Annotated in this window: 21 protein-coding genes; 15 read left to right on the top strand and 6 right to left on the bottom strand. The window is 62.7% G+C overall.

Annotation, left to right across the window (positions count from 1 at the left end):
- Window positions 1-111: 111 nt before the first annotated feature.
- Window positions 112-1344 carry a cytochrome P450 gene (locus tag IVB05_RS34420; protein ID WP_247780428.1) on the bottom strand — a complete coding sequence of 411 codons (1233 nt, stop codon included), beginning with the start codon at window positions 1342-1344 and terminating at the stop codon, window positions 112-114.
- Between the two features lie 109 nt (window positions 1345-1453).
- On the opposite strand from IVB05_RS34420, the gene IVB05_RS34425 reads away from it, so the two are divergent.
- Both IVB05_RS34425 and IVB05_RS34430 read left to right on the top strand, forming a co-directional pair.
- Window positions 1454-2065: a TetR/AcrR family transcriptional regulator gene (locus IVB05_RS34425; RefSeq protein WP_247780429.1), complete on the top strand. Its 612-nt coding sequence runs from the start codon at window positions 1454-1456 to the stop codon at window positions 2063-2065.
- Between the two features lie 150 nt (window positions 2066-2215).
- Window positions 2216-3193 (top strand): M23 family metallopeptidase, encoded by a 978-nt coding sequence (locus IVB05_RS34430; RefSeq protein ID WP_247780430.1) that lies wholly within the window; start codon window positions 2216-2218, stop codon window positions 3191-3193.
- A gap of 23 nt (window positions 3194-3216) precedes the next feature.
- Here IVB05_RS34430 and IVB05_RS34435 read toward each other — a convergent pair whose 3' ends face one another.
- Window positions 3217-4518, bottom strand: coding sequence for an MFS transporter (locus IVB05_RS34435; RefSeq protein ID WP_247780431.1), 1302 nt, complete (start codon window positions 4516-4518; stop codon window positions 3217-3219).
- A 410-nt stretch (window positions 4519-4928) separates the two neighbouring features.
- Between IVB05_RS34435 and IVB05_RS34440 the strand changes: the two genes are divergently transcribed.
- The 3 genes from IVB05_RS34440 (at window position 4929) to IVB05_RS34450 (ending at window position 10126) form a co-directional block, all read left to right on the top strand.
- Complete coding sequence (locus tag IVB05_RS34440) at window positions 4929-6770, top strand: adenylate/guanylate cyclase domain-containing protein (RefSeq protein ID WP_247780432.1); 1842 nt, start codon at window positions 4929-4931, stop codon at window positions 6768-6770.
- A gap of 119 nt (window positions 6771-6889) precedes the next feature.
- Window positions 6890-8011 (top strand): phosphatase PAP2 family protein, encoded by a 1122-nt coding sequence (locus IVB05_RS34445; RefSeq protein ID WP_247780433.1) that lies wholly within the window; start codon window positions 6890-6892, stop codon window positions 8009-8011.
- A 117-nt stretch (window positions 8012-8128) separates the two neighbouring features.
- Window positions 8129-10126, top strand: a complete 1998-nt coding sequence (locus tag IVB05_RS34450) for a hypothetical protein (RefSeq protein WP_247780434.1) — start codon at window positions 8129-8131, stop codon at window positions 10124-10126.
- 2 nt (window positions 10127-10128) lie between these two features.
- Here the strand turns inward: IVB05_RS34450 and IVB05_RS34455 are convergent, their stop codons facing one another.
- On the bottom strand, window positions 10129-11106 hold the full coding sequence (locus IVB05_RS34455; protein ID WP_247780435.1) for a hydroxyacid dehydrogenase: 978 nt from the start codon (window positions 11104-11106) through the stop codon (window positions 10129-10131).
- Between the two features lie 101 nt (window positions 11107-11207).
- Window positions 11208-13253, bottom strand: coding sequence for an adenylate/guanylate cyclase domain-containing protein (locus IVB05_RS34460; RefSeq protein WP_247780436.1), 2046 nt, complete (start codon window positions 13251-13253; stop codon window positions 11208-11210).
- A 200-nt stretch (window positions 13254-13453) separates the two neighbouring features.
- Between IVB05_RS34460 and IVB05_RS34465 the strand changes: the two genes are divergently transcribed.
- The 9 genes from IVB05_RS34465 to IVB05_RS34505 all read left to right on the top strand — a co-directional run bounded on the left by IVB05_RS34465 (window position 13454) and on the right by IVB05_RS34505 (window position 21354).
- Window positions 13454-14185, top strand: a complete 732-nt coding sequence (locus tag IVB05_RS34465) for a cytochrome c biogenesis protein CcdA (RefSeq protein WP_247780437.1) — start codon at window positions 13454-13456, stop codon at window positions 14183-14185.
- A gap of 146 nt (window positions 14186-14331) precedes the next feature.
- Window positions 14332-14796: a DoxX family protein gene (locus tag IVB05_RS34470; RefSeq protein ID WP_247780438.1), complete on the top strand. Its 465-nt coding sequence runs from the start codon at window positions 14332-14334 to the stop codon at window positions 14794-14796.
- Window positions 14797-14885: 89 nt separating this feature from the next.
- Window positions 14886-16670 (top strand): DUF255 domain-containing protein, encoded by a 1785-nt coding sequence (locus IVB05_RS34475; protein ID WP_247780439.1) that lies wholly within the window; start codon window positions 14886-14888, stop codon window positions 16668-16670.
- Window positions 16671-17050: 380 nt separating this feature from the next.
- Window positions 17051-17314: a hypothetical protein gene (locus IVB05_RS34480; protein ID WP_247780440.1), complete on the top strand. Its 264-nt coding sequence runs from the start codon at window positions 17051-17053 to the stop codon at window positions 17312-17314.
- Window positions 17315-17509: 195 nt separating this feature from the next.
- The gene (locus IVB05_RS34485) at window positions 17510-17767 is read left to right on the top strand and encodes a hypothetical protein (protein ID WP_244608308.1); all 258 of its coding nucleotides are present in this window, start codon (window positions 17510-17512) and stop codon (window positions 17765-17767) included.
- 107 nt (window positions 17768-17874) lie between these two features.
- Complete coding sequence (locus IVB05_RS34490) at window positions 17875-18780, top strand: DUF692 domain-containing protein (protein ID WP_247780441.1); 906 nt, start codon at window positions 17875-17877, stop codon at window positions 18778-18780.
- A complete protein-coding gene (locus tag IVB05_RS34495; RefSeq protein ID WP_247780442.1) occupies window positions 18777-19562 on the top strand; it encodes a DNA-binding domain-containing protein in 786 nt (261 codons plus the stop codon). Before IVB05_RS34490 ends, IVB05_RS34495 begins: the two co-directional genes overlap by 4 nt.
- A gap of 17 nt (window positions 19563-19579) precedes the next feature.
- On the top strand, window positions 19580-20368 hold the full coding sequence (locus tag IVB05_RS34500) for a creatininase family protein (RefSeq protein WP_247780443.1): 789 nt from the start codon (window positions 19580-19582) through the stop codon (window positions 20366-20368).
- Window positions 20365-21354, top strand: a complete 990-nt coding sequence (locus tag IVB05_RS34505; RefSeq protein ID WP_247780444.1) for a hypothetical protein — start codon at window positions 20365-20367, stop codon at window positions 21352-21354. The genes IVB05_RS34500 and IVB05_RS34505 overlap by 4 nt, the downstream gene beginning before the upstream one ends.
- 60 nt (window positions 21355-21414) lie before the next feature.
- Here the strand turns inward: IVB05_RS34505 and IVB05_RS34510 are convergent, their stop codons facing one another.
- Window positions 21415-22113, bottom strand: coding sequence for an outer membrane beta-barrel protein (locus IVB05_RS34510; RefSeq protein WP_247780445.1), 699 nt, complete (start codon window positions 22111-22113; stop codon window positions 21415-21417).
- A gap of 270 nt (window positions 22114-22383) precedes the next feature.
- On the bottom strand, window positions 22384-23706 hold the full coding sequence (locus IVB05_RS34515; protein WP_247780446.1) for an MFS transporter: 1323 nt from the start codon (window positions 23704-23706) through the stop codon (window positions 22384-22386).
- On the opposite strand from IVB05_RS34515, the gene IVB05_RS34520 reads away from it, so the two are divergent.
- Window positions 23663-24811, top strand: a complete 1149-nt coding sequence (locus tag IVB05_RS34520; protein WP_247780447.1) for a LysR substrate-binding domain-containing protein — start codon at window positions 23663-23665, stop codon at window positions 24809-24811. The two genes, IVB05_RS34515 and IVB05_RS34520, sit on opposite strands and share 44 nt — an antisense overlap.
- Window positions 24812-24813 lie beyond the last annotated feature (2 nt).

A 24813-nucleotide genomic window follows, 5' to 3' on the forward strand; every position in this document is an offset into this window, starting at 1 on the left:
GAGCAGCCCGGAATATAGAGGCAAGTGCGGCGATGTCACAGCGGCATACTGACAGGCGCCCCGCCCGGCTCCAAGCACCGGAGCCGAGGGTTAAAACGCCCCGCCAAGGCCTTACCAGCTCGCCGGCAGGCGCTTCAGGCCGCGCAGCACGAAGGTCGGCCGCCATTCCGGATTGACAGCGTCATCCAGCCGCAGGTCCGGCAGCCGGCGCAGCAGGGTCGAAATCGCGACTTCGGCCTCGATCCGCGCCAGCTGGGCGCCGAGGCAGAAGTGGATGCCGCCGCCAAAGAATAGCGGCCTTACATTGGGCCGGGCGATATCGAGGCGTTCCGGGTGGTCGGGATAGACCGCGGGGTCGTGGTTGGCCGAGCCCAGCAGACAGAGCACGCTCTCGCCCTTGGGAATTCGCTTTCCGCCGAGGTCTTCGATGTCTTCCAGCGCCACCCGGCCGGTCAGTTGCACCGAGGAGTCGTAGCGCAGGAATTCCTCGATGGCGTTGGTGATGAGCTCGGGCCTGGCCTTGAGCAGCGCGAGCTGGTCGGGATTGCGATGCAGCGCCAGCAAGCCGTTGCCGATCAGGTTGACGGTGGTCTCGTGGCCCGCGCCGAACAGCAGAATGATATTGGCGGTCAGTTCCTCGTTGGAGAGCTTGCTGCCGTCCTCCTCGGCCTGCACCAGCTGCGTAATCAGGTCGTCACCGGGGGTCTTGCGCCGCAGCTCGAACATCTGCTGGAAATACATCGCCGCCATCGCATTGCCGGCATTGCCCTGCTTGATTTCGTCCGGCGTCAGCGGCACCGGATCGAGCAGGCGTCCGCCATCGCGCGAACTTGTATAAAATACCTCGCGATGCTCCTCGGGGATTCCGAGCATGTCGCAGATGATGGTGACCGGCAGGCGGAACGCGAAATCCTCGATCAGGTCCATCTTGCCCTGCGGAATGATCCGGTCGAGCGTCTCGTCGACGACCTGCTGGATGCGCGGGCTCATGTCCTCGACCCGGCGGGCGGTGAACGCCTTCACCACCAGCCCGCGCAGGCGGGTGTGGTCCGGCGGATCCTGCTGCAGCATCCAGTGGCTCATGCTGCGGAACACCGGCTCGTCCATGATCTTGGGGCCGTAGCGGCGGATCGTGCGCTCGACGTAATCCTTGCCGAACCGCTTGTCGCGCATCACGAGGCTGACCTCGGCGTGGCGGCTCGCGACATACATGCCGAGCGGCGTCAGGTGCACCGGATCGGTGGTCCGCATCCGCTCGTAATGCGGATAGGGGTTGCGGATGAATTCCGGGTCCAGCGGATTGAACAACGGCGCGCTACTGGCAGGCTGAACATGTTCGTTCATGGTGACCTCAACTGGTTGCTGGCGGTGCGTAGCACAGCGCGTTTCCCCCGGGCCGGTCGAAACTCGATACATTATTGTATTGAGTTGCATTTTCGCCTAAACTGGGCGGATGTCAAGAGTGCGAACCAGACCCACAAGGGACGACACCCGCGAAAAGCTGTTCGAGGCGGCGGCGCGCGTGTTCGAGGAACAGGGCATCGGCGGCGCCAGCATCGAGGCGATCGCGGCGGCGGCCGGCTTCACGCGCGGGGCGTTCTATTCGAATTTCAAGAGCAAGGACGAACTGATCATCGCCATGCTCGAGGATCACGTCGAGCAATCCATCGGGCGCATCCGCGATCTGCTCGAGAAGCATAGGAACCTTGCGGATTTCATCGATGCGCTGAAGACCATGGACCGCAGCCAGCAGGATCCGCTCGGCCGCTCTCCCCTGCTGCATATGGAAATGATCCTGTTCGTGGCGCGCGCCGAAAAGCGCCGGCCTGAACTCGCCAAGCGGCTGCGCGCCCGCCGAAAGCTGGTCACCGACATCATCGAAACCACGGCCAGGAACAGCGGCCGGACGACTATTCTGAATCCGACATGGGCCGGCGCGCTGGTGCTGGCGCTGGAGGACGGCTTCCGCCTGCACCGCCTGATCGATCCCGAGACCACGCCGCCCGACAGCTTTTTTCGCGCCATCGGCGACCTGCAGAGGACGATGGGAATTTCATCGGCCTGAAACGGAAATATCCGCCTCGCGCAAGTCATTATGAGTCGCTAGCGTTAGCGGATGCCTGCGAACGCCGACACCGGAAATTCGACACATTCCGTGCACCGACGCACACGTCGTATCAATGCACCCGGATGGCCGCGCCTGAAGTGCCTGGCTTTGATTTCTCTGTGTCTTGCCGCCGCGATCGACGCCAGGGCCGGGGAAGTCATTTCGCTCGCGCTGCCGATCAAGTGCCAACCGGGCGTGACCTGCTTCTTTCAGAACTATGTCGATCACGATGCCTCGGACAAGGCCCGCGACTATCGCTGCGGCGGACGCAGCTATGACGGTCACGACGGCACCGACATCAGGATCCGGAACCTGGAAATACAGCGACAGGGAATAGAGGTGCTCGCCGCGGCGCCAGGACGCGTGATCGGGATGCGCAACGACATGGAAGACATCTCGGTCAAGACCGCGGGAAAGGCGGCCATCGCCGGAAAGGAATGCGGCAACGGCGTGGTCATCGAGCATGAGGGCGGCTGGCGCACCCAATATTGTCACATGGCCAAGGGCAGTGTCCGGGTCAATGCCGGCGATCAAATGACGGCCGGGCAGCCGATCGGCCTGGTCGGCCTGTCCGGCGATACCGAATTCTTTCATCTTCATTTCACGGTGCGGCATCGCGGAAAAATCGTGGATCCCTTTGCCTATGGTGCGCCTGAGAATTCCTGCGGTAGCGGCCGGTCGATCTGGGCCAGTTCCCTTGGCGAGCAGACGCAATACCGTCCCCGCGAAATCATCGATTACGGCTTTGCCGGTATCGCGCCGACCATGGAGCTGATTGAATCAGGAGAAATCGCCAGACATCCCGTTACCCCGGGCTCGGATGCGCTCGTCGCCTATGTCAGGGCCATCGGCTTGCAGGCCGGCGACGAGCAATTCCTCTCGGTGCAAGGCCCGGGCGGCGCTTCCGTCTCCGCCGCCAATCTTCCCGCCCTCGATCGGGACAAGGCGCAGTTCCTTGTTATTGCCGGAAAGAAGCGCAACGAACCAGCGTGGCCTGCCGGCCGCTACGCCGCGACGTACCGGGTGATCAGAGACGGCGCGGAAGTGCTGCGAAAAACGTTCGACATTGAAGCGCGTTCTCGATGAGCCGTGGTCGAGAGCAATTGCAGTTAGCCCGCGCCGCTCCTGATTTGCGCCTTGTGCATTTGTCCCGCGACCGCCCTCACCTTGCCAGGCGCCGCCCGCCAGATCGCCACCGCCGACAGGATGCTGACGGCGATGCCGATCGCAAAGGCTGACGTGTAGCTGCCTGAAAGATCATACAGCAACCCGGTCGCCCACGGGCCTGCCGCGCCGCCCGCCAGTGCCGCCAGCATGATGGTGCCAAAAATGCTGCCGTAATGCTTGCCCTGGAATATTTCGAGCACCACCGCGCCCATGACCGACGTCAGGCCATAGCCAAGCGCGCCCTGGGTGAAGATCATGAGATAGACCAGCGGCAACACCGGCGCGAATTTCAGGGCGATCAGCGCGGCGAAACAGATCGCAAAGCCGGCGCAGCTGATGGCCCAGATCCATTCGCGCCCGATCCGGTCGGAAAGATGCCCGAGCCAGATCTGGCCGAGGATTCCGAGCAGGCTGACGACGCCGAGCGCCCACACCGCAACATTCGCGCTGAAGCCGATATCGAGCAGAAATTTGGTCTGGTGCACCTGCACCGCATACCAGACATAAAGACCACAGAAGTAACCGAGCGAAATCCACCAGAATCGCGCGGTGCGCAGCGCGCGGCGCAGCGTCCAGTCGGTATTGGCCCACACGGGATCGACGACGTTCGAGCGAGGCGCGGCCGATGTCGCCGACGGCGCCGCATCGCCATCCGGCAATAACCCGATATCCTCGGGGCGCTTGCGCAGCAACAGGTTGATCGGGGCGAGCACGGCGAGCACCAGAATGCCCATCGCGGTGCACGCGGTGCGCCAGCCGGTCTGCTCGATCAAATGCTGCACCCACGGCAGCAAGGTCACCGAGCCGATGCCGACGCCGGCAAAGGCGAGCCCCATGGCGAGCCCGCGGCGGCGAATGAACCAGTTCGGCAGAAACAGCGATTGGCCGGAATAGCCGAGGCACACGCTGCCCGCGCCGACCAGCACGCCGATCGTGAGATAGAGATGCCAGGGCTGCGTCGTCAACGGCGCGAGCAACAGCCCGCCGCCCATCAGCAAGACGCCGAGCTCCATCACCCCGCGCGGCCCGAAGCGATCCATCATGCGCCCGATCAGCGGACTGACGGCACCCGATACCACGAAGCCGAAGGAGAAAGCGCCGGCCGTGACGCCGCGCTCCCATCCGAACTCGGAAATGATCGGCGGAAAGAACAGCGAGAACGCCGTCCGCGCATTGACGCCGATCGCCATGGTGACGAACGTCACGACGACGATCAGCCAGCCGTAGAAGAAGGGAAGACGCATTGGGGGGCTTTTTTGTGTGGATTTTCTTCGATGTCTCGGCAATGAGGATGTTCTTGGCAATAGTCTGATCGGCCATCACCTTCGCATCCGCGACTCAAGATGACACGAATTTCTTAGGGACCGTACCCGGATGTGGTTTCGATGCACAACCTTATCCGGTGTTTCACCACTTAATCGCTTTAGAATTGTGACGCGCCTCGATCGTTTCGCTTGTCGAGGGGCCCTCGTGGTTGGCAGCTCTTGATTCCGAGTGCTTTTCGCGCAGCTCTTGCGTGTGGTTCCATACCATCTAAGATGCAGAGCCGGGATCGCGAAATTGGTTCAACATGAACGATGAAGCGGTGGACAAAGGCGAAGAACAAGCCGCCCGGACCGGGCGATTTGCTGTACCGGGTGCAGGCGTTGCACTCGTGCGTCAAGAGACTGTCGTGCTGCTGGTCGATCTCGTGGAATCGGTGCGGCTCATGCGAGAGCACGAAGCTTTCACCGTTCGCCGATGGGCAGACTTTGTCGGCACCGTCACTACTGAGATACTGCCGCACTATCGCGGCGTCTTGGTGAAGAGTCTCGGTGATGGCCTTCTGGCGCGTTTCGAGACGGTGCCTGACGCCGCTGATGCCGCCGCCGCGATGCATCGGACACTTGCCGCGCAGAACGTCGGCATGCCCGAAGACCAGCATTTCGACCTGCGCGCCGGAATCAACGCCGCGATGGCATGGAGCGACGGGATCGATATCTACGGGACCGGCGTAAACCTGGCGGCGCGGCTGGCAACGCTGGCCGGCCCGGGCGAGACGATTGCCAGCGCCTCAGCGCATGAGCAACTGGCGGCCGCCTTGGCAAGTCTTGCGAAGCCCGGCGAGACCATCGGCAGCGCCACAGCACGCGACGAGCTTACGCATGGTGTCGATGCGTCGTGCGAAGACCTTGGAGAATGCATTCTCAAACATTTTGACAAGCCGGTTCGGGCCTATCGCGTTGGCCCGCCTAGTCCGCTTCCAAGCCTTACTCGGCGGCGCGACTATGGAACGGCCATGCAGCCGACCATTGCCGTGATCCCCTTCTCTGCGAGGAGCGACAGCCCAGCGCTTTTCGATGTCGGCAACCTGATTGCCGACAGCGTGATCTGGCGGCTGTCGAAGGCAGCGGACCTGAAGGTGATTTCACGCCTGTCGACTGCCGTATTCCGCGGCCGCGCGAGCGATGTCGCAGAGGTGTCGGCGCATCTTGGCGCCACCTATGTCCTCGGCGGCGCGTATGTTGCGGATGCGGGCAAGATCATGGTGACTGCCGAACTCTCCGAAGCGCGCAACAACCAAGTGGTCTGGACCGACCGATTGAACGGCGAAATCGGCGATCTGCTGAGGCCGGAAAGCGAACTGGCGGATCGTATCGCCCAGGCAGTGCATTTGTCCGTACTCGACGCCGAGGTCGAGCATATCCTGACCCAGCCGCTGCCGACGCTCGAGAGCTACTCGCTGCTGCTTGGCAGCATCAAGTTGATGCATCGCTCCAGCAAGGAGGAGTTTCTCCAGACGCGGAGAATCCTTGACGAACTGATTAACCGGCATAGCCGGATCGCGGCCCCGCGCGCTTGGCTCGGTAACTGGTACATCCTGCAGGTGACGCGCGGCTGGTCTGAGGACCGCAAGCGCGAGGCGGTCGAGGCCTTAAGCGCAACCCACGCCGCCCTCGACCGGGATCCGTCGGATGCGCTGGCGCTGGCGACCGAAGGGTTTGTCTACTGTCACTTGTTGAAGGACTTGGAGACCGCTCGCAAGCGCTGCAACGATGCCGTGAATGCCAACCCCAGCCACGCCCTCGGCTGGCTCTATCTCGGCACCGTTAACGCGTTCATGGGGGAAGGGAAAGCGGCTGTGGACGCGACACGCCGCGCGATAGAGCTCTCTCCGCTCGATCCGCAACGCTACTACTTCGAGTGCCTTGGCGCGGCGGCAGAGCTTTCCGCGCATCAATACGAGAATGCTGAAAGGCTTGCGCGCTCATCGCTTGTGCACCACCGCATGCATTCTTCCACGTGGCGGGCCCTGACGATCTCGCTCGTGGCGCAGGAGCGAATGGATGAGGCGCGCGAGGCGCTCGCCAGGCTGCTGCAACTCGAGCCGCAGTTGACGGTGGAGCGATATCTTGCGCGCATGCCGAATGCGGCGCTCGAAACCGGCCGGCAATGGGCGTGCTGCCTGGCCATGGCGGGGTTGCCGTCGGGAAACGGCAACTCGAACCGGCATTGATCCTGGAGAAAAATATCTGGCTCGTGTGAAGCAATACACATTCGGAACGGGCACTACCGGACAAATTGCAATGACGCGCTTACTGGCGGAAAGCTGACTTACTCACAGAGGAGGCAGGAATGACTCAACTGGGCGGAGCGGGTGGAGCGGGCGGAGCAGGTGGTGCGGGCGGAGCCGGTGGTGCCGGCGGGGCTGGTGGGGCCGGTGGCGACGGCGGCGCGGGCGGCGCGCTGCTTGGCACGCTGGCCGATGCCTATGCCAATTCGATCATGGTGGACGCGCTCATCCTCGGGCGCGAAGGGACGATCGTCGTTCCCGAGAATCCGACGCCCCCCCACTACACGTCCTACGCGCCGGCACTGCCGACGCCCATCGATGACGAGAAACAAATGGAACGCTGGGAGCCGTGGGTTCGCGCCTACACGGCGATCGGCGAAATGATGCAGGGGATCAATTTTCAGGCATCTGGCAACGCATTCCAGGTCCTGTCGGGCGCATCGTTGATTGCGGAAATCGGACGTCCGCTAAAATCGACGTTCGAGGCACAAATCCCGATGGTAATAAGCTGGGCCGAACTGCGTAACGAGCGTGCCACCGAAATCCTGGCCCAGATCGATCCGCAATACGCTTTCTGGTCCTCGATCGTCTACATGCACCCCGACCGGACCAAGCGCACATTCGAACTCATCAACATCCTGCTGCAGTTCTGCGTCTACGTGGAGATGCGCTTCAAGCACGCGCTGGCATGCTGGCGCCCGGTCGAATGCAATGCCCAGGTGCAACCGATGATCACAACCCCGGGACACGGGGCCTTCCCGATGGGACACGGAACCAATGCCTACGCCGTAGCCTACGTGCTGAGGAAGCTGCTAAATCTCGATGCGGCAAACCCAACGGTGATCGACCAGCTCGAACGCCAGGCGGCGCGCATCGTAACCAACCGCGTCATAGCGGGAGTCCATTTCCCGGTCGACAGCATGGCAGGACGCATGTTGGGCGTGGCCTTGGGTGAGTACTTCGTCGGGCGTTGCACGGGGGGCACATTCATGGGCCGGAAGTTCATCGCCGCCGGAATCGACAGCGCTGCCACCACAGACTTCAATCCGTTCAGCGGTACTCAGGCGCTCGACACCTTGCCGTTCTACTCGCAATCCGCGGGAGCGACCATCGCGAAGTCAGATTTGATGGAGCATGTGTGGGACAAGGCGCAGTATGAGTGGGAAGGAAAATTTGGGCTCTGATTGATTCAGCTCTGGATTCTTGTTTCGACGCGTTTTCTTCTCGCGAAACGGAATGCTCCTCGCTCGAAAACGCTATAGGGCAAGCATCGTTGTACAGCCGGAAGTGGAGAACGTTCCATGGCCGAAATGGAATTGCCGAACTGCTTTGGCCCGTACCTCCGGTACGCGATCGCGACGGACTTCAAGTACTTCGAGTCTTTCGACGACCGGGATTTCAGGCTGTTCCTGCTTGTGGAATTCAAGGACCTTACAACGGCAGCGGTGTTCAAGAAGGCAATCACTAAACCCGGATACGCCGTTGAATTCAGCCCGGTCGACCGCGATTCGCGATACACCACCATGCGCACTCACAAGAACGCGGTTAAGGATGCGGCCACCGATCACGACACGTTCGAAGCCTGGAATGACAATGTATCCAGGGTAGAGCTCTCGCTTCCGCTGAAGCCTACGGACAGCAGGACATTCGCCCGAAAACTTGTCGACCGCTCAGGCGAGCATCCGCCGGAACATTTGATCGGCGTCATAGACGATGGCTGCCCGTTCGCCGCTGCGCATTTTCTCAACGCTGGAGGTGCCGGCACACGGGTGCGTGGTATCTGGGATCAGAACATTGGAAGGACGCCGATCCAGCTGGGTATTGACGCGTTCGGTAGGAACCTGATCGACTTCAATTATGGCCTCGAGTTTTTGCGCGAGACGATCCCAGGCTCGCCCGCGATGATTGGACTCAACGATTGGATCCAGGCGCATCGGACGACCGCGGGCAGCATAGACGAGGATGGCTGCTATGCGAACGCCGGATTCAAGACCCTCAAGCGCCAGCGTTCACACGGCGCTCATGTGATGGATGTGCTCGCGGGACGCGTTCCGATCTCGGCGCGCATCGCGCGCCGTGACCCACCAAACTGGCAGCCCGGTCTCGATCCTGGTGCCACCACCGACGTAGTTTTCGTTCAATTTTCGGAGGGCTGCATCCGTGACGCGACAGGCGTGTGGCTCAAGTCGTATGTCTTGGATGGCATCGACTACATCATGTCATTTGCCGACCCGAATATAACGAAGAGCGTGCTCATCAATGTCAGCTACGGGCCGACGACCGGACCGCACGACGGCACGGCGGAACTGGAGCGCGCGCTGACGGAGCTCGTCACGATTTTCGACGGCTCTTCTGGAAAACCCAAGCTTGAGATCTTCCTGCCTGCCGGTAATGCCTATCTGACTGAAGGTCACGTCGCTTTCGAGAGGACTGCGACGCTGCCCAGCCACGTCGATTGGACATGGCGCATTCCACCCGACAATTCGGTGCTCTGTTTTGCGGAGGTCTGGATGAGAAAGGACGACGCGAGCGGTGTGATCGTCACGCTTACGTCGCCCAGCGGCCTCACTTCCACATCTACCACCGGTCCCATTCCGCCGCCCGACGGCATCCCCTTTCCGTCCTTCACCGGCGTGTACGCCCCGCGCGAATGGGGTGACAACACGGTGTGGCTGCTTGCGGTCGAGCCCACCATCGCTGATTCCGGTTTCGTGCCGGAGCATGGGGATTGGACGATCCGGGTCGATGGCGTTGGCGTGAACGTTAAGGTCCATGCCTATGTGGCCCGCAGCGACCCGAACTTGGACGTGCGCTCGGGCGCCAGGCGCTCCTATTTTGTCGACGCCGAGTGGGAGCGAACCCGGTCGGCCGAGGCCAGATGCAAGTACGCCAATGGGGAGTTCGACAAGGCCGGATCGCTAATCCATCGCCATGGCACACTCAACGGGATTGCCACCGCCAGCGTTCCCAGCGTGCATGTTGCCGGTGGCTACATCCTTTCGAACGGACGCAAGTCGCCTTATGCGTCGGCTGGCCCTGCGCGCGGAGGTCCCCGCACCGGTCCGGACTACGTGCTGCCCTGCGACGAGTCCTACGCTCTCGGCGGCATACGTGCCGGAGGCAACAGGAGCGGCGCCGTGTTTCGGCTAGCGGGCACCAGTACCGCGGCACCGCAGCTGGCGCGGCAGGTAGCCAAGCCGGCGAGTGGATTGCCCTTCCCGCCGCCGACCAACGTTCCATCTTCGACCGACATCGTAGAAATTGAGAAGCGCGGTGGCGGCAATATAGAGCCCCCGTAATGTCAGGGACGACGCGTCCAACGCTCGGCATTGACCGCGCCAGCCGGCACCTCGCCGGCGACAATGGCCTCGACCTGCCGCACCGTTTCCAGCGACTGGCTCTCGATCGCCGGCGGCGTCAGGCCGCCGATATGCGGCGTCGCGATGACGTTCGGCAGTTTTGCCAATTCCGGCGTCGGCATCTGGTCCAGCGCGCGGCCGACATCCATCGCGGCGCCGGCGATGCGGTTCTCGCGCAATGCCGCTGATAACGCCGCCTCGTCGACGAGGTTGCCGCGCGACAGGTTGATGAAGAACGCATGCTCCTGCATACGGGCCAGCGCCGCCTGCCCGATCAGGTTCTCGGTTTGCTCGTTGGCAACCGCGAGACAGACGACGTAGTCGGATCGGACAAGCAGATCGTCGAGCGGCACATGCTGGAGACCCTGTTCGCTGACGGTGGCAAAGGGATCGGCGATCAGAACTTCCATGCCCAGCACCTTGGCGATCTGAGCCAGGTAACGGCCGATGCTGCCATAGCCGATGATGCCGAGGCGGCTGCCCGCCAGTTGCCGGCCCATGACGATTTCGGGCTTGCGCTCCGAATGGTAGTCGGCGGTGGCGCGCGAAACACCGCGCGACAGATCGACCATGAAGCCGAGCGCGAGTTCGGCGACCGACTGGACGAACCCTGGTCCGGCTCGCGTGACCAGGACGCCGGCCGCGGACGCAGCATCGACGTCAACATTGCGGATATCGACCGCGCAGCGAACGAAGGCGCGCAAGTTTGATAGCGCCGGAAATATCTCGCTTGATCCGGCGGTAAGCCGGTCTGCCACGATGATATCGACATCGCGCGCGGCCTCGATCAGGCCGGCGGCGTCGAGCGCGTCGTTCGATTCATGCAGCTTCACCTGCGCGATGGCTTGCAGCCCGTCGAGACTGCGCGCGCCGTAATACTGGGCGCGAGACTGCGGTGTATGGGTCAGCAGGATTTTCAACGCTGGTGGCTTCCCTGTCGATCACCATGACATGTGGCGTCACGGCCGTACATCTATGGCAAAGCCGCCGCCTCGCGCAAGGCTGCGGCGGCCGCTTCGGGCTACTTGGAACGGGCGACCGTCGTGCCATCCCAATCTTCGCCGGCGGGATTGTCGAGCTGCTGTCGGCAGCGTTCGATCATCGCCGATGACGCTGTGTCGTCGTTACGGATTTTCAGCACGTTCTCGAATGAACCGATCGCAGCCGTAAAATCGCGCGCGCGGAAGGCGGCCAGGCCGGATTCATACGAGGCCACCCAGTCGGGGGCGCCGCCGAACTCGCCGGCCATATCAAGCAATTCATAGATCTGCAGTCCGCCCGCGCGGCCGTAGACCGCCAGCCGGTCGAGTTCGCGAACCACGATGCTTTTCCCCGCCAGCCGGCGCGTTTCGGGGCCGATGATGATCGTGGAGCCGTACGCCTTGTTGGTGCTCTCCAGCCGGCTCGCAATATTTACGGCGTCGCCGATCACGGTGTAGTTCAGCCGGACTTCCGATCCGATATTGCCGACCAGCATGTCGCCGGAATTGATGCCGATGCGAATCTTGACGGGCTGGCCGTGGTCGTCGACGAGGCCGGCCTCTTCCACCGCGCGCCGACATGCCAGGGCCGCCCGGCAGCAATCGACGGCATGATCCGGATTAGGCGCCGGCGCGCCCCAGAACGCCATCACGGCATCGCCGATGAATTTGTCGATCGTGCCGTTCTGGTTTTGAATCTGCACCGAGACGCTGTCGAAATAGCGCGACAGCAGCGGAATGATCCGGTCGCCGAGCCGCTCCGACATCCCGGTAAAGCCGGCGAGATCGATGAACATCACGCTCATCGGCCGTATCGCGCCGCCGAGGCGCGCGCCGTTGCCGTCGCTGATCAGCCGCTTCACCAGGTCGGCCGGAATGTATTTCCGGAACGCCGCAAGCCCCTGCGCCATGTCGCCGATCGCGCCAGAGAGGTTCCCGATCTCGGTCAGCCGCGACGGATGCCGCTGCACCTTGTCGAGGTCAAAACGCTCGACATGCCTGATCTCGTTCACCACCTTGATCAGGGGTGCTGCGATCAGGCGCTGGGCGAGCCACGCCGACAGCAAGCCGGCGCAAACGATCGACACCGCAAGGCCGATCAGCAAATTCCGGATCGTCATCTGCACCGGGCCGAGAAATTCCGATTCCGGCACCACCGTCACCAGCGACCAGCCGGGAAACGAAATCGGCGTTATGACCGCCTGGTAGGCCTTGCCGTCCCGCGTCACCGTCGTATTGAACGGCTGCCCTTCGCCGGGTTCGTAGGCGCTGCCGGCGTTTCTGATCGCATCGACCGCGACCGGAAACAGCGGATGATCGGTTTTCAGCTCCACCAGCTCGCTGGCATCAGGATCGGGCGAGGCCACCACCTTACCGTCCCGCTCGAGGATAAAGGCGCCGGCAGATTTGCCGACCGTGAGCTGCGACAGGAAATTCGAGACGCGGGTCAGTTCGATGATGATGGCGACGACGCCGGCCGGCTTGCCGTCAATCGCGACCGGGGCCGAAAACGCCGCCGCCAACCGTTCGCCGCGCGGATGCGCCGTCGACGTCGACCAGTATTCATCGTTGGTCTGGTGGGCGACCCGAAACCATTCCTGCTCCGTCACGGAATAGTCGGTTTCTTCGAACCAGCTGGCCTTGAGGCGCAGATCGTTGCCGACGAATTCGTAGCGATTGATGCGCATGTTGCGATCGGGCGTGATCTCGAGCATTTCGATCACATTGTTGCCGAGCTTGTGTCCGGCAAAGAACGATCCATCCGGCCATCCGAACGCCACCCAGGAGATGGTTGGCTGCGACAGCAATTGCGACCGGAAGACGACTTCGCGTTTCCTGGCATCGCGCGGCTCGAACACTTTTTCGGCCAGCAGCGTTCGCACCGCCAGCATCGACGACCGCGCCTCGGTGGTGACCGACTGCAATTCGTCGCCAACTGCCGAAACGATCTGGTCGTTGATGGTGTTGGCGAGCGTCTGACTGACCTGATGGGCGGTGCGCCACCACAACAAATGCACGCCGACGGCGCTGACGACGATGGACGTCAGCACGAGGGCGGAAATGGCGGTGCGGATACCGAGGCGCATGCAGGGGTCCTGTTTCGCGGAGCCGTTACCGGCCTTACGCGACCATACCAGCGTCTGTTTCAGCCGCGAGGCCATTTCGGCGCCCCGGACACGGCTCTGTGACCGCAGTTGAGCCGTAATGGCGACGAAACTTATCGATTGTCTGTTCCGTACCAGCCAGGACGGCGCTATGCCTTGTGGCAATTCTCGAAGGTCATGCAATGCACGATGTTTCCATCCCGGCGGCCCTGATTGCCGGTCTCGTCAGCTTCCTGTCCCCCTGCGTGCTGCCGCTGGTGCCGCCCTATCTGATCTATCTCACCGGCGCGACCATCGAGCATGTCGCCAATGAGGAGACCACGAAGACCTCCAGGCGGGCGGTGATGGCTTCGGCGCTGATGTTCGTGCTGGGCTTTTCCACCGTCTTCGTGGCGCTCGGCGCCAGCGCTTCCCTGATAGGCGGCCTGATCCGCGCCTGGTCGGCAGAGCTCTCGATCCTGGCCGGCATCGTGATCATCATCATGGGCTTGCATTTCCTCGGCCTGACCCGCATCGGGCTGTTGATGCGCGAGGGACGGATGACGATGCCGAAGCCGGTCGGCCTGTGGGGCGCCTATGCCATGGGCCTCGCCTTCGCCTTCGGCTGGACGCCCTGCATCGGCCCCATTCTGGCAGCGATCCTGTCGATCGCAGCCGCTGAGGCCACCGTCACCAAGGGCGCCGGCCTACTCGCGGTCTATTCCGCCGGGCTCGGAATTCCGTTCCTGCTGGCAGCCTTCATGATCGAGCAGTTCTCCTCGCTGTTCGCGCGGATGAAGCGGCACCTCGGCAAGGTTGAGCATGCCATGGGCATCCTGATGGTGATCACCGGCATCGGCTTCCTGACCGGTTCCGTCACCAGCATCAGCATCTGGCTGCTGGAGACTTTCCCCGCACTGCAAAATTTCGGTTAGGCCACGTAACAAGCGGGCCGGCCATTGCGAAATTCCTGTCAGGACCAGATCGCCGCAATCGCGGCCGCGGCTTTTTTGCGCGAACCGGATTGAAGGAAGCCGCAGGTCGCGGTCTCGCGTCGCCAAATACATAAAGGGGGGTTCATATGTATTTCATCGTCAATCTGCTCATCCTGCTGCCCGCGCAAATCGCATCGTATTTTTCCTGGGCCGGGCCGCTGATCATGCGGATCATCGTCGGCTACACCTTCATGCTGTCCGGCTGGGGCAAGCTCACCCATCTTGAGCAGGTGACCGAGAATTTTGTCGGCTGGGGCATTCCATTCCCGAACATCCTCACCCCCTTCGTAGCCGGCGTCGAATTCTTCGGCGGTGCGATGCTGATCCTCGGCCTGTTCACGCGAATCCCGGCCGCGATGCTGGCGGTAGTCATGGTGGTCGCCATCAAGTCAGCGAAATGGGGCGACGTCGATTCGCTGGAGACGCTGCTCGGCTTCGAGGAGGCAGTCTACTTCGCCGGCTTCATGTGGTTGGCGATCTGCGGTCCCGGCGCTGCGTCACTGGACCGGCTCCTGGTGAACATGGCCGGCCACAGCGAGAAATCGACCTGATCTCACAATCCTGTGACAGCGCCGAAAAGCTGAGCCCGGATTTTGCCCGCTGCGTAGCTGTCGAAACGCCAGCGTTTCCGGGAGCCGCCATGAAACTCGTCCGCATCGTCGCCTTCGCCCTCGCCACGCTTGTGGCGTCGCCATCGTTTGCCGCGGATGGGCCAAAATGGAGTGAATGGAGCGACGATCTGTTCGCCCGCGCGCAGGCCGAGCAGCGCTTCGTCATCCTCGATCTCGAGGCGGTGTGGTGCCACTGGTGCCACGTCATGGAGAAGACGACCTACGCCAATCCCGAGGTCAAGGAATTGCTCGTCGCAAAATATCTGCCGGTGCGGGTCGATCAGGACGCCAACCCCGATCTGTCGAGCCGCTATGGCGACTGGGGCTGGCCGGCGACCATCGTGTTCGGCCCCGACGGCACCGAGATCGCCAAGATCAGGGGATATATCGAGCCGGAGCGGATGCAGGCACTTCTCAAGGCGATCATCGACGATCCGTCGCCCGGACCGTCGGTCGGCGAAGCCTTTGAGGTGAAGCCGTCGACCTCGGCCTTCCTCGACAAGGAACAGCGCGCCGCGTTGACGAAGAATGTCGACGAATCCTACGAGGAAAAACTCGGCGGCTGGGGCGAGAACCAGAAATACATCGACGCCGACAGCATGGATCTGGCGATCACGCGCGCAGAGGCCGGCGATGCCACCGCGATCAAGCGCGCCCGGCAGACGCTCGATGCCGCCATCGCGCTGATCGATCCGGTCTGGGGCGGCGTCTATCAATACTCGGAAGCGGGCTCCTGGACGCATGCGCATTTCGAAAAGATCATGTCGTTCCAGGCGCAATATCTCCGGCAGTACAGCCAGGCCTATGCGCTGTGGAAGGATCCGAAATATCTCGCCGCCGCCCGCAACATCGAACGCTATCTCGCGGATTTTCTGACGAGCCCTGACGGTGCGTTCTATGTCAGCCAGGACGCCGATCTCGACCACGATACCGACGGGCACAAATATTACGCGCTGCCAGACGGCGAGCGCCGTAAACTCGGCATGCCGCGCATCGACAAGAATTTATACGCGCGCGAAAATGGCTGGGCCATTTCAGGACTTGCCGCGTACTACAACGTCACCAGCGATCCCAAGGTGCTGGCGATCGCAGAACGCGCCGCGAAATGGGTGATCGCCAACCGAGCGCGGCCGGATGGCGGTTTCCGTCATGGCGAGAAGGATCGCGGCGGACCATTTCTCGGCGATACGCTCGCGATGGGCCAGGCCTTCCTCGATCTCTATGCCGCCACGGGAAATCGCGACTGGCTCACTTCAGCCGCGAAGGCCGGCGATTTCGTCGCGACCTTCCGGGATGAGGCCGGCGGCTTCGTGACCTCGAAGTCCGCGGAAGGCAAGACCGGCGTGCTCGCAAAACCCGCCAAGCTGATTGACGACCAGGTGCAGGTCGCAAGGTTCACGAACCTGCTCAACCGCTACTTCGGCAGCGAGACCTATCGCGAGCAGGCCGCGCACGCGATGCGCTATCTCGCCAGCGCCGCGGCCGGCATGATGCGCCCCGTACCCGGCGTCCTGCTCGCCGACGAAGAACTCGCGGTCGAGCCCACCCACATGACAATCGTCGGACACAAGGACGACGCCCGCGCGAAAACCTTGCACGCCCTGGCCCGTGCGCTGCCGGCCCGCTACAAGCGGCTGGAGTGGCTCGATCTGCGCGAGGGCAAGCTGCCCAACCCCGACGTCGAATATCCCGACCTCGGCGAACCCGCGGCGTTCGCCTGCAGCAACCGCATCTGTTCGTTTCCATCCTTCAATGCCGAGGAGTTGCGGGCCACGGTTGCGCAGATGGCCAGGCTGAAACCGGTGCGTGGATAGCTTGATTGAATCTCGTTGTGCAACGCAACCGACCGCCGCATCCCGGCTAATCCGTTGAAGCGCTGCGCTTTCCGCACGGCGCACGGCCGCGAAGGTCTCTGTCATGCGCAACGAAATACTTTGGAACCGCCGGGGTTAGACACGGACGGGATGTCCAAATGAAAAAAAGAAAATTTTCTTTTGAAACTCTGTAACCAAATCGCCCGATGCCCCGTAGCTGGCTCTGGATGAGCACCAAGGTCACGGAGACCCGCCGTTTACGGCAGGCCTCCGCGACCCGATTGCCATCCGTCACATCGCTTGCGTTGTGGGGTCCGTGATCGAGAGATCAACGGGTGCGCACGGCGTATTGTCTTCAAACAATCATCGAGGAGATCGTCATGAAGTTGAATTCCAAGTCCGGTGCGACGCTCGCCGCTGCCGCCGCTACCCTGTTCCTCGCCGGCTCGGTGGTGTCGACAGTGTCGACATCAGCGAACGCCGCCGCGGGCAAGTGCATGGCCGGCAACGCCTGCAAGGGCCAGAGCGCTTGCAAGGGCTCGGCCAATGCCTGCAAGGGCCAGAACGCCTGCAAGGGCACCGGCTTCTCGATGGCCTCCGAAAAGGAGTGCGCCGCCAAGGGTGCCAAGTTCGTCAAGGGCTGATCGGCGGACAGGTGCGAGGGAGGGCCCGGCGCTGTGCCGGGCCCTCGTTGTTTCGACCCGGCGGCTGAAATAAATTCGGCCCCGCGTGTAACCAGGGCCAGATCCACCGCGTAACTATCTCCGGGTGCCGTTTGTTGGCTGGAACTGTCGCTGCTTGCGGGCGATGCACCCTCACACTTCTCTTGGAGGATACCCATGAAGATGACATCCAAGTCCGGCACCGCCATTGCCGCCGCCGCCGCCACCCTGTTCCTGGCGGGCGCCACCATGTCGAGCCCTACCTACGCAGCCGGCGAAGGCAAGTGCGTCGGCGCCAATGCCTGCAAGGGCCAGAGCGCATGCAAGGGCGGGGCAAATGCCTGCAAGGGCCAGAACGCCTGCAAGGGCCAGGGCTTCTCCGCCATGACCAAGGAAAAGTGCGACGCCGCCAAGGGCAAGTTCATGCCGTCCTAGTGGCGGTCCGATCGAGGCCCGGTGTAGGCCGGGCCTCGCATCCATGCTAGGTTGAGCGTACAGTTTGGGACACGCCTCGTTTGGCGGAGCCCTTCGACGGAGACGAGATGAACGTCGCGAGCAGATTGCCAGACACTTCGGCGGCCGCGCTTGCAGACCGTCCAGCGACATCGGCCAAGCCGCCCTTCCTCGGTTTCGGGCTCGGCCTGCGCCACCAGCATTACGACGAAATCCTGGGCGGCAATCCGCCGATCGACTGGTTCGAGGTCATCAGCGAAAATTACATGCTGCCCGGCGGCCAGCCGCTGCGTACGCTCGATCGCATTTGCGAACGCTATCCCGTGGTGATGCACGGCGTGTCGATGTCGATCGCCTCCACCGCGCCGCCGAATTTCGAATATCTGCAAGCCCTGAAGGACCTCGCCGGACGCGTCGAGCCGAAATGGGTATCGGACCATCTGTGCTGGACCGGCGTGCACGGCAAGAACCTGCATGATCTCCTGCCGATCCCCTACACAAGGGAAGCCCTCGATCACGTCGTCAGCCGCGTCCAGCTGGTGCAGGACTTCCTCGGCCGCGCCATCGTGCTGGAGAATGTCTCGACCTACGTTCAGTTCAACAATTCCGAAATGACGGAATGGGAATTCCTGTCCGAGCTGTCGCGACGCGCCGGATGCTGGCTGTTGTTCGACGTCAACAACGTCTATGTCAGCGCCTTCAACCACGGCTACGATCCCTTGACCTTCCTCAATGGAATTCCGGCGGATCGCGTGGTGCAGTTTCACATGGCCGGCCACAGCCACATGGGCACCCATATCATCGACACCCACGACCACCCGGTGTGCGAGGATGTCTGGGAGCTCTATGCCGCAGCCCTGAAACGCTTTGGCCGGGTCTCGACCATGATCGAGCGCGACGACAACATTCCGCCGCTCGACGAACTGCTGATCGAGATTGCCAGGACCCGCGAGATGGCCGAAAAAATTCTGCCGGCAGGCAGGCAGACGGGATGAGCGACTTCGCGCGACAGCAGGCCGAGTTTCAGCGCGGCATCCTTGATGGCGACGAAAAGGTGCTGGCTGAAATCCTCGACAGTCCGCGGGAGAAGCGCGAGGTGCTGTTCGGCGTCTATCGCTATGCCTATGGCTCGCGGCTGGTCGAGGCCATGCGCAACGACCATGAGCTGCTGCATCTTTATCTCGGCGACGAGATGTTCGATGAGATGGGCCACGCTTACGTCAAGGCGCGCCCGTCCGGGCATCCGAACCTGCGCTGGTTCTCGCAAGGCCTGCCGGAGTTCCTGAAATCGACCGCGCCCTACGCCGACCATCCCGAGCTGTCCGATCTCGCCGCACTCGAAAAGGCGCTCAACGACGCCTTCGATGCCGCGGAAGGCAAGGTTGTCGAGCTGACCGACATGGCGGGCTTTGCGCCGGAAGCATGGTCCGGCCTCCGATTCCGGCCGCATCCCACTGCATCCAGGCTCGACGTTGCGACCAACGCGGCCGCGATCTGGCTCGCGCTCAAGAACGACGAAGCGCCGCCGGACGCGGCCGGACTGGAGCAGCCCGCGCATCTCCTGGTCTGGCGCCAGGACGTCACGCCGATGTTCCGCGAACTTTCGGCGGAGGAGGCGATGATGTGGGATGAGGCCGCGAACGGCATTCCGTTCGGCGTGCTCTGCGAAATGCTCGCGACCTATGACGACCCCGGCAGCGCGGCGGGCCGCGGCGCGGGCTATCTGCACGGCTGGATCACGGCAGGACTTTTGACGGATGTTTCCGTCGGCTCATGAAGGGGAGCGCTCGGCGAATGGGAATAGACACCGATCGCCATTTCATCGAGCGCATGCATTGGGATGAAGTCGCGCGGCGCATCGGTGATGGCGCGGTGGCAATATTGCCGATCGGCGCCGCAGCCAAGCAGCACGGCTTCCACCTCCCCCTCAATACCGACCGCATTCAGGCCGAATGGCTCGCAGGCAGGATGGCGGAAAAAATCGACGCGCTGATCTGGCCGACGCTGACCTACGGCCATTACCCTGCCTTCGTCGATTATGCCGGCAGCAGCAGCCTTTCGATTTCGACCTTCGAGGCGCTCGTGCGCGAGGTTGCGGGCCAGATTCTCGGCAGCGGATGCGCAAAGCTGCTCGTGCTCAATACCGGGATCAGCACGCTGGCGCCGGTCGACCGCGCGCTGGCGCGCCTTGCGAGCGAGCGGGTCAAGCATTTGTGGATCCACGAAGGTCCGCGCTATCCCCGCGTGGCCAGGCAATTGGCCGAGCAGAGCCATGGCAGCCATGCCGACGAACTGGAAACGTCGCTGATGCTGGCGCTGGCGCCACATCTGGTCGACATGACGCGCGCCGAAGCCAGCCCCGAGTTGAAACAGGAGATGCCGGGCGCATTGACGCCGTCGGACCCGAATTCGCCAAACTACAGCCGCTCCGGCAGCTATGGCGATCCGACACGGGCGACATCGGCCAAGGGCGAAGCCTTGCTCGCCGCCATGCTAGACGACCTCCACGAACAGGCCGCCGCGTTCATCGCGCAAGGCACCGAGCAGCACCGGCCGGCCACGGTGCAAAGCGTGCTGAGATGAAAACCGCCAGCGCCTTTCGCTGGACCGTTGCCGCCGCCGTCCTCGCCGCGATACTGGCCAGCGCCCTGTCGTTCCGCGCCGACGCGCAATCGGAATATATGCGCGGCGACCGCATGCCCTACGATGCGTTCGACCGGATGCCCAGGACCGATCTTGAAGTACCCGGCGGCACCATCCACGTCGCATTCGCGCCGGGCGACATCACGCTCCCTAAGGAAAAGCTGCTCGGCTGGATCAGGATGTCGGCCCGGGCCGTCACGACCTATTATGGGCGGTTTCCCGTCAGCTCGCTGCGGCTGCTATTGGTGCCTGTCGATGGCGGGCGCATCCGCGGCGGCACGACATGGGGCTATCGCGGCGCCGCCATTCGCATTCCGCTCGGCCGCGATTCCACCGAGGATGTCTTGCAGCGCGACTGGGTGATGGTGCACGAGATGGTGCACACCGCCCTGCCCGATATGCCCGATCGCTACGCCTGGCTGTCGGAGGGACTGGCCGTCTATGTCGAGCCGGTCGCGCGGGTGCAGGCCGGAGACCTTAACGCGCGGGAAATCTGGCAGGCGATGATGCGCGACATGCCGAAAGGCTTGCCGCAGGCCGGCGATCAGGGCCTCGACAACACGCCCACCTGGGGCCGCAAATACTGGGGCGGCGCGATGTTCTGCCTGCTGGCCGATATCGAAATCCGCAAAGCGACGAATAATCGTCTCGGCTTGCAGGACGCGATGCGCGGCGTGCTCGCCGCCGGCGGCAATCATGCGCAGGACTGGCCGATCGAGCGCATTCTTGAAACGGCCGACAAGGCCGTCGGCGTCGGCGTGCTGACCAGGCTTCACAACGAGATGGGGCCGAAGCCGGTGACGCCAGACCTCGCGGCACTATGGCGCGACCTCGGATTGAAGCGGATTGGCGAAGATATCGAATTCGACGACGCCGCGCCGCTCGCAGCGATCCGCAAGGCGATCACCGCGCGGCACGTACAGTAAGGCGCATAGAGAACACGATGATCCGGCAGCTAACGCCGCCGGACCACCCTGAGGTGAGCATCAGAACCGGTAGCTGGCGCCGACGCGGACGAAGTGCATCTCGTTGCGGAATTCAGTCCGGGTGCGGTCCCGGCTGGATAGCGTGGTGCTGCCATAATTAGCGTAGACATATTCACCGCGCCCGACGAAATGCTTGGTGAAAGCATACTCGACGCCGCCGCCCGCTATCAGCCCGGCCTTGACCTGTTCGTCCCAGATAGTCTGCTCCAGGGTGTCGCACCCCTTCTGAACGGTGTAGCGGTAGCCGTTGCCGATGCTGGCCACGCCGACACCGACCGCACCAAACGCCAGCAGGCGGTCGAACGCGTAGCCCGCGCGCAAGCGGGCAGAGCCGAATGCGCCGAACTTCGACAGCAACGCGCTGTCGCCAAAGATGTGCTCGTCCTGTGACGACGTCGACTTGCCCCAATCGAATTCGCCACCGATCACAAAACGGTTGGCGAACTGATAGTTGTAGCCGCCATAGACGCCGACGGCGAAGCCGCCCGCCTGCCCCTCCGCATGGCGGCAAGCGCCATTTCGGCAGTAATCAGCGGCCCACGCCGCATACGCTCCGCCGCCGTAAACGCCCGCATAGAATCCGGTCCAGTTGTAATGAGGCGAAGGCAGGTCCGGAATACGAAGTTCGGTGGCCTTCGCCGCCGGTCCTGCCAGTAAAAGGCCACAAGCCGCAACAATCCCCCAGGAAAGAAAACGCATCAACGCACCTCATCACGCACGACACACGCAACACATGTTGCGGAACCAAGCTGAAGAGGGAACTTCGGGCGCGACGATGTTTAAGTCGGGCGGCGCTGTGTTGAAACGAGGCTATGTTTGGAACCAAACTGCGACGGCCGCCACAATGTACAACCCTTGAGCGAATAACGTCGTTGCGAGCCTTCGTCCACCACCAGCGGTTTCAGCGCGGAGGTGGCGGACCGCAGCGAAATGATGCGATGGGCCCAGATTCCAACATTCCGGGCGCCGCTACTTTTTTGACGCGCCCGCTGGTGCGGGCAGCAAGACGAGCGCCGCGACCAGCCCCGCCGCTGATGCCACTGCCGCTGCCGAGAACAGCCAGACGTAGCTGATCGCCGATTCCTGGATATGAAGCACCGCGCCGAGAACTGCGATGCCGACCGCGAAGCCAGCCTGGCGCATGACGACTGTCACAGCAGATGCCAGGCCAGCAAGATCCGGCGGCACAAGCGACACGGCCGCGCCGGACAGTTGCGGGTGAGCCAAAGCGACGCCGACCCCAATCGCGGCAATCCCGCAGAAAATCGGAATTAGCGGCGGCGCTGAACCATCTGAGATCAGCGCGATCGCAATGGTGGCATTGCCGGCTGCCAGAATCGCGAGCGCCAAGGCGAAGTGAAGCCGCCATCCCAGACGATCGACAAGCCGGCCGGCCAACGGCGGCAGGAACAGCATCGGCAGCGTGGCCGTCAGCAGCGCGATGCCGGCCACTTCCGAGGACCAGTCGAAGGCAGCAGCAAAGAAGAGTGGCAAGTAGACGAGGATCGACCAGTAGCCGATCGACACGGCGCACAGGAGGATCGCAATTCCGATCATGGCCCGCTGGACGAATATGCCGGGATCGAGGATCGGGTTGTCGCGGCTTCTCTGCTGTATGCCGAATGCAGCCAGAAACACCGCACTTAGCGCGAGACCCGCCACCATTTGTGACGTCGACGTGCGGCCATGCAACAGTGCCTCGACAAGCGCAGTAAGTGCGGAGGTAAACAATACGACGCCCAGGGGGTCGAGCGGCCGGGGCACTGCCTCGCGCGCCTCCGCGACCAGCCGCGGTACGCCCCACGCGACCAAAGCGCAGGCTGGCAAGTTGATGAGGAAAATCCAGCGCCAGCCGATCCACGATGAGACAAGTCCGCCCATCGTTGGACCAAATGCCATCGCGACGCCGGACATGACACCAACCAAGGCAAACGCGTCTGTGCGCGCCCTTGCTTGCACATAGACGCTGGCGATCAGCGCGAAGCCGCCAGTCACGATGAATGCAGCTCCGATCCCCTGCAGTGCCCGAGCGACCAATAGCGTCGGTCCGTCCCATGCCATCCCGCACGCCAAAGACGCGAGAGCAAAGATGCCGTTACCAACAAGCATCGCCCGCCGTCGCCCATACCGATCCGCCAACGCCCCTGCAAACAACAAGCAGGCCGTGAAGGCCAAACTGTAGGCATCCATGACCCAGGCATATCCAGCAACGTCGAACCCGAGTTCTCGCGCAACCGTCGGCAACGCGATGACCACCGCCGTCACATCAAAGTTGGTGAGGAAACCCGCCATACCTAACAGCAGGGCCGGCGTCATGGATTGTACAGGCCGACCGGAGCCACCGTCGGACATACTTGTTGGTTGCATCATCGTGCGAGTTCTTACCTGCGTGACGGCTACTCGTGTCTTGGATTGCCGCTTTTTGCCAACGCCAATTGTTCACATCGCCATGAATCTCGTTCATAGTGCCGGCATGCGTGCTCTTCCCCCTTTTGATGGCCTGATTGCGTTCGACGCGGCGCTGCGTCATCGCAGCATGACGCTCGCGGCCGGTGAGCTGGGGCTCACACAGAGCGCGATCAGCCATCGACTGAAGAAACTCGAGGGCTTTGTCGGCGCACGGTTGCTCGATCGGACAGGGGGCGGTCTGTTGCCGACCGCAGCCGGCGTCACCTTGGCCGAGGGACTCGGGCGGCTGCTTGACGAGATGGCCGAGCTGCGCGCCCGCTCGCGTGCGTCGGTGCGGCCGCTGACACTCAAGATCGGACTAGGCTCCGCCCTTGCGAACTACTGGCTGGTGCGGCGTCTGACCGCGTTTGCGTCCGCATATCCCGATATTGCGATCGAACTCTGCATCATCGAAAGCGATGTTCAAGCGCGCGCCCTCGATCTTGACGTGCAGATCCGATGGCTTCCCAAAGTTGGCACACGCGCCACATCGACCCAGCGCCTGTTGTTCGACGAGATGGTTTTCCCGGTTGCGATCCCGTCTCTGCTGCCGCGTGGGCGGCCATTGCGGGAGCCGCATGTGCTCGGGACTTTACCGGTACTGCACAAGGGCCTCGTTGGCCGGAACGACGGCGCGGAATGGTCGTGGCCGGTGTGGTTCGAACGACTGGGCGTCACGGCTCCCGTTCAGGCCGGGCTTCGCTTCGATAATCTCGGTACGGCAATCACTGCCGCCTTGCAGGGCAGCGGCGTCGTTCTAGCCAGGTCTTTGCTTGTTCATGATGCGCTCGCGGAAAAGCGGCTTTGCCGCGTCGTGTCGTCGAACTGGGATATGACGTCCAGCAAGGCGCACGTCATCCGCTGGCCTGCCGCCCTGGCGAATGACAGGCGTGTCGCACTGTTTGCCGACTGGGTTGTCAAGGAAGCGAAAAGAACATCCCTTCAATGAAG

This window comes from Bradyrhizobium sp. 170, from assembly GCF_023101085.1.
Lineage (GTDB): Bacteria > Pseudomonadota > Alphaproteobacteria > Rhizobiales > Xanthobacteraceae > Bradyrhizobium.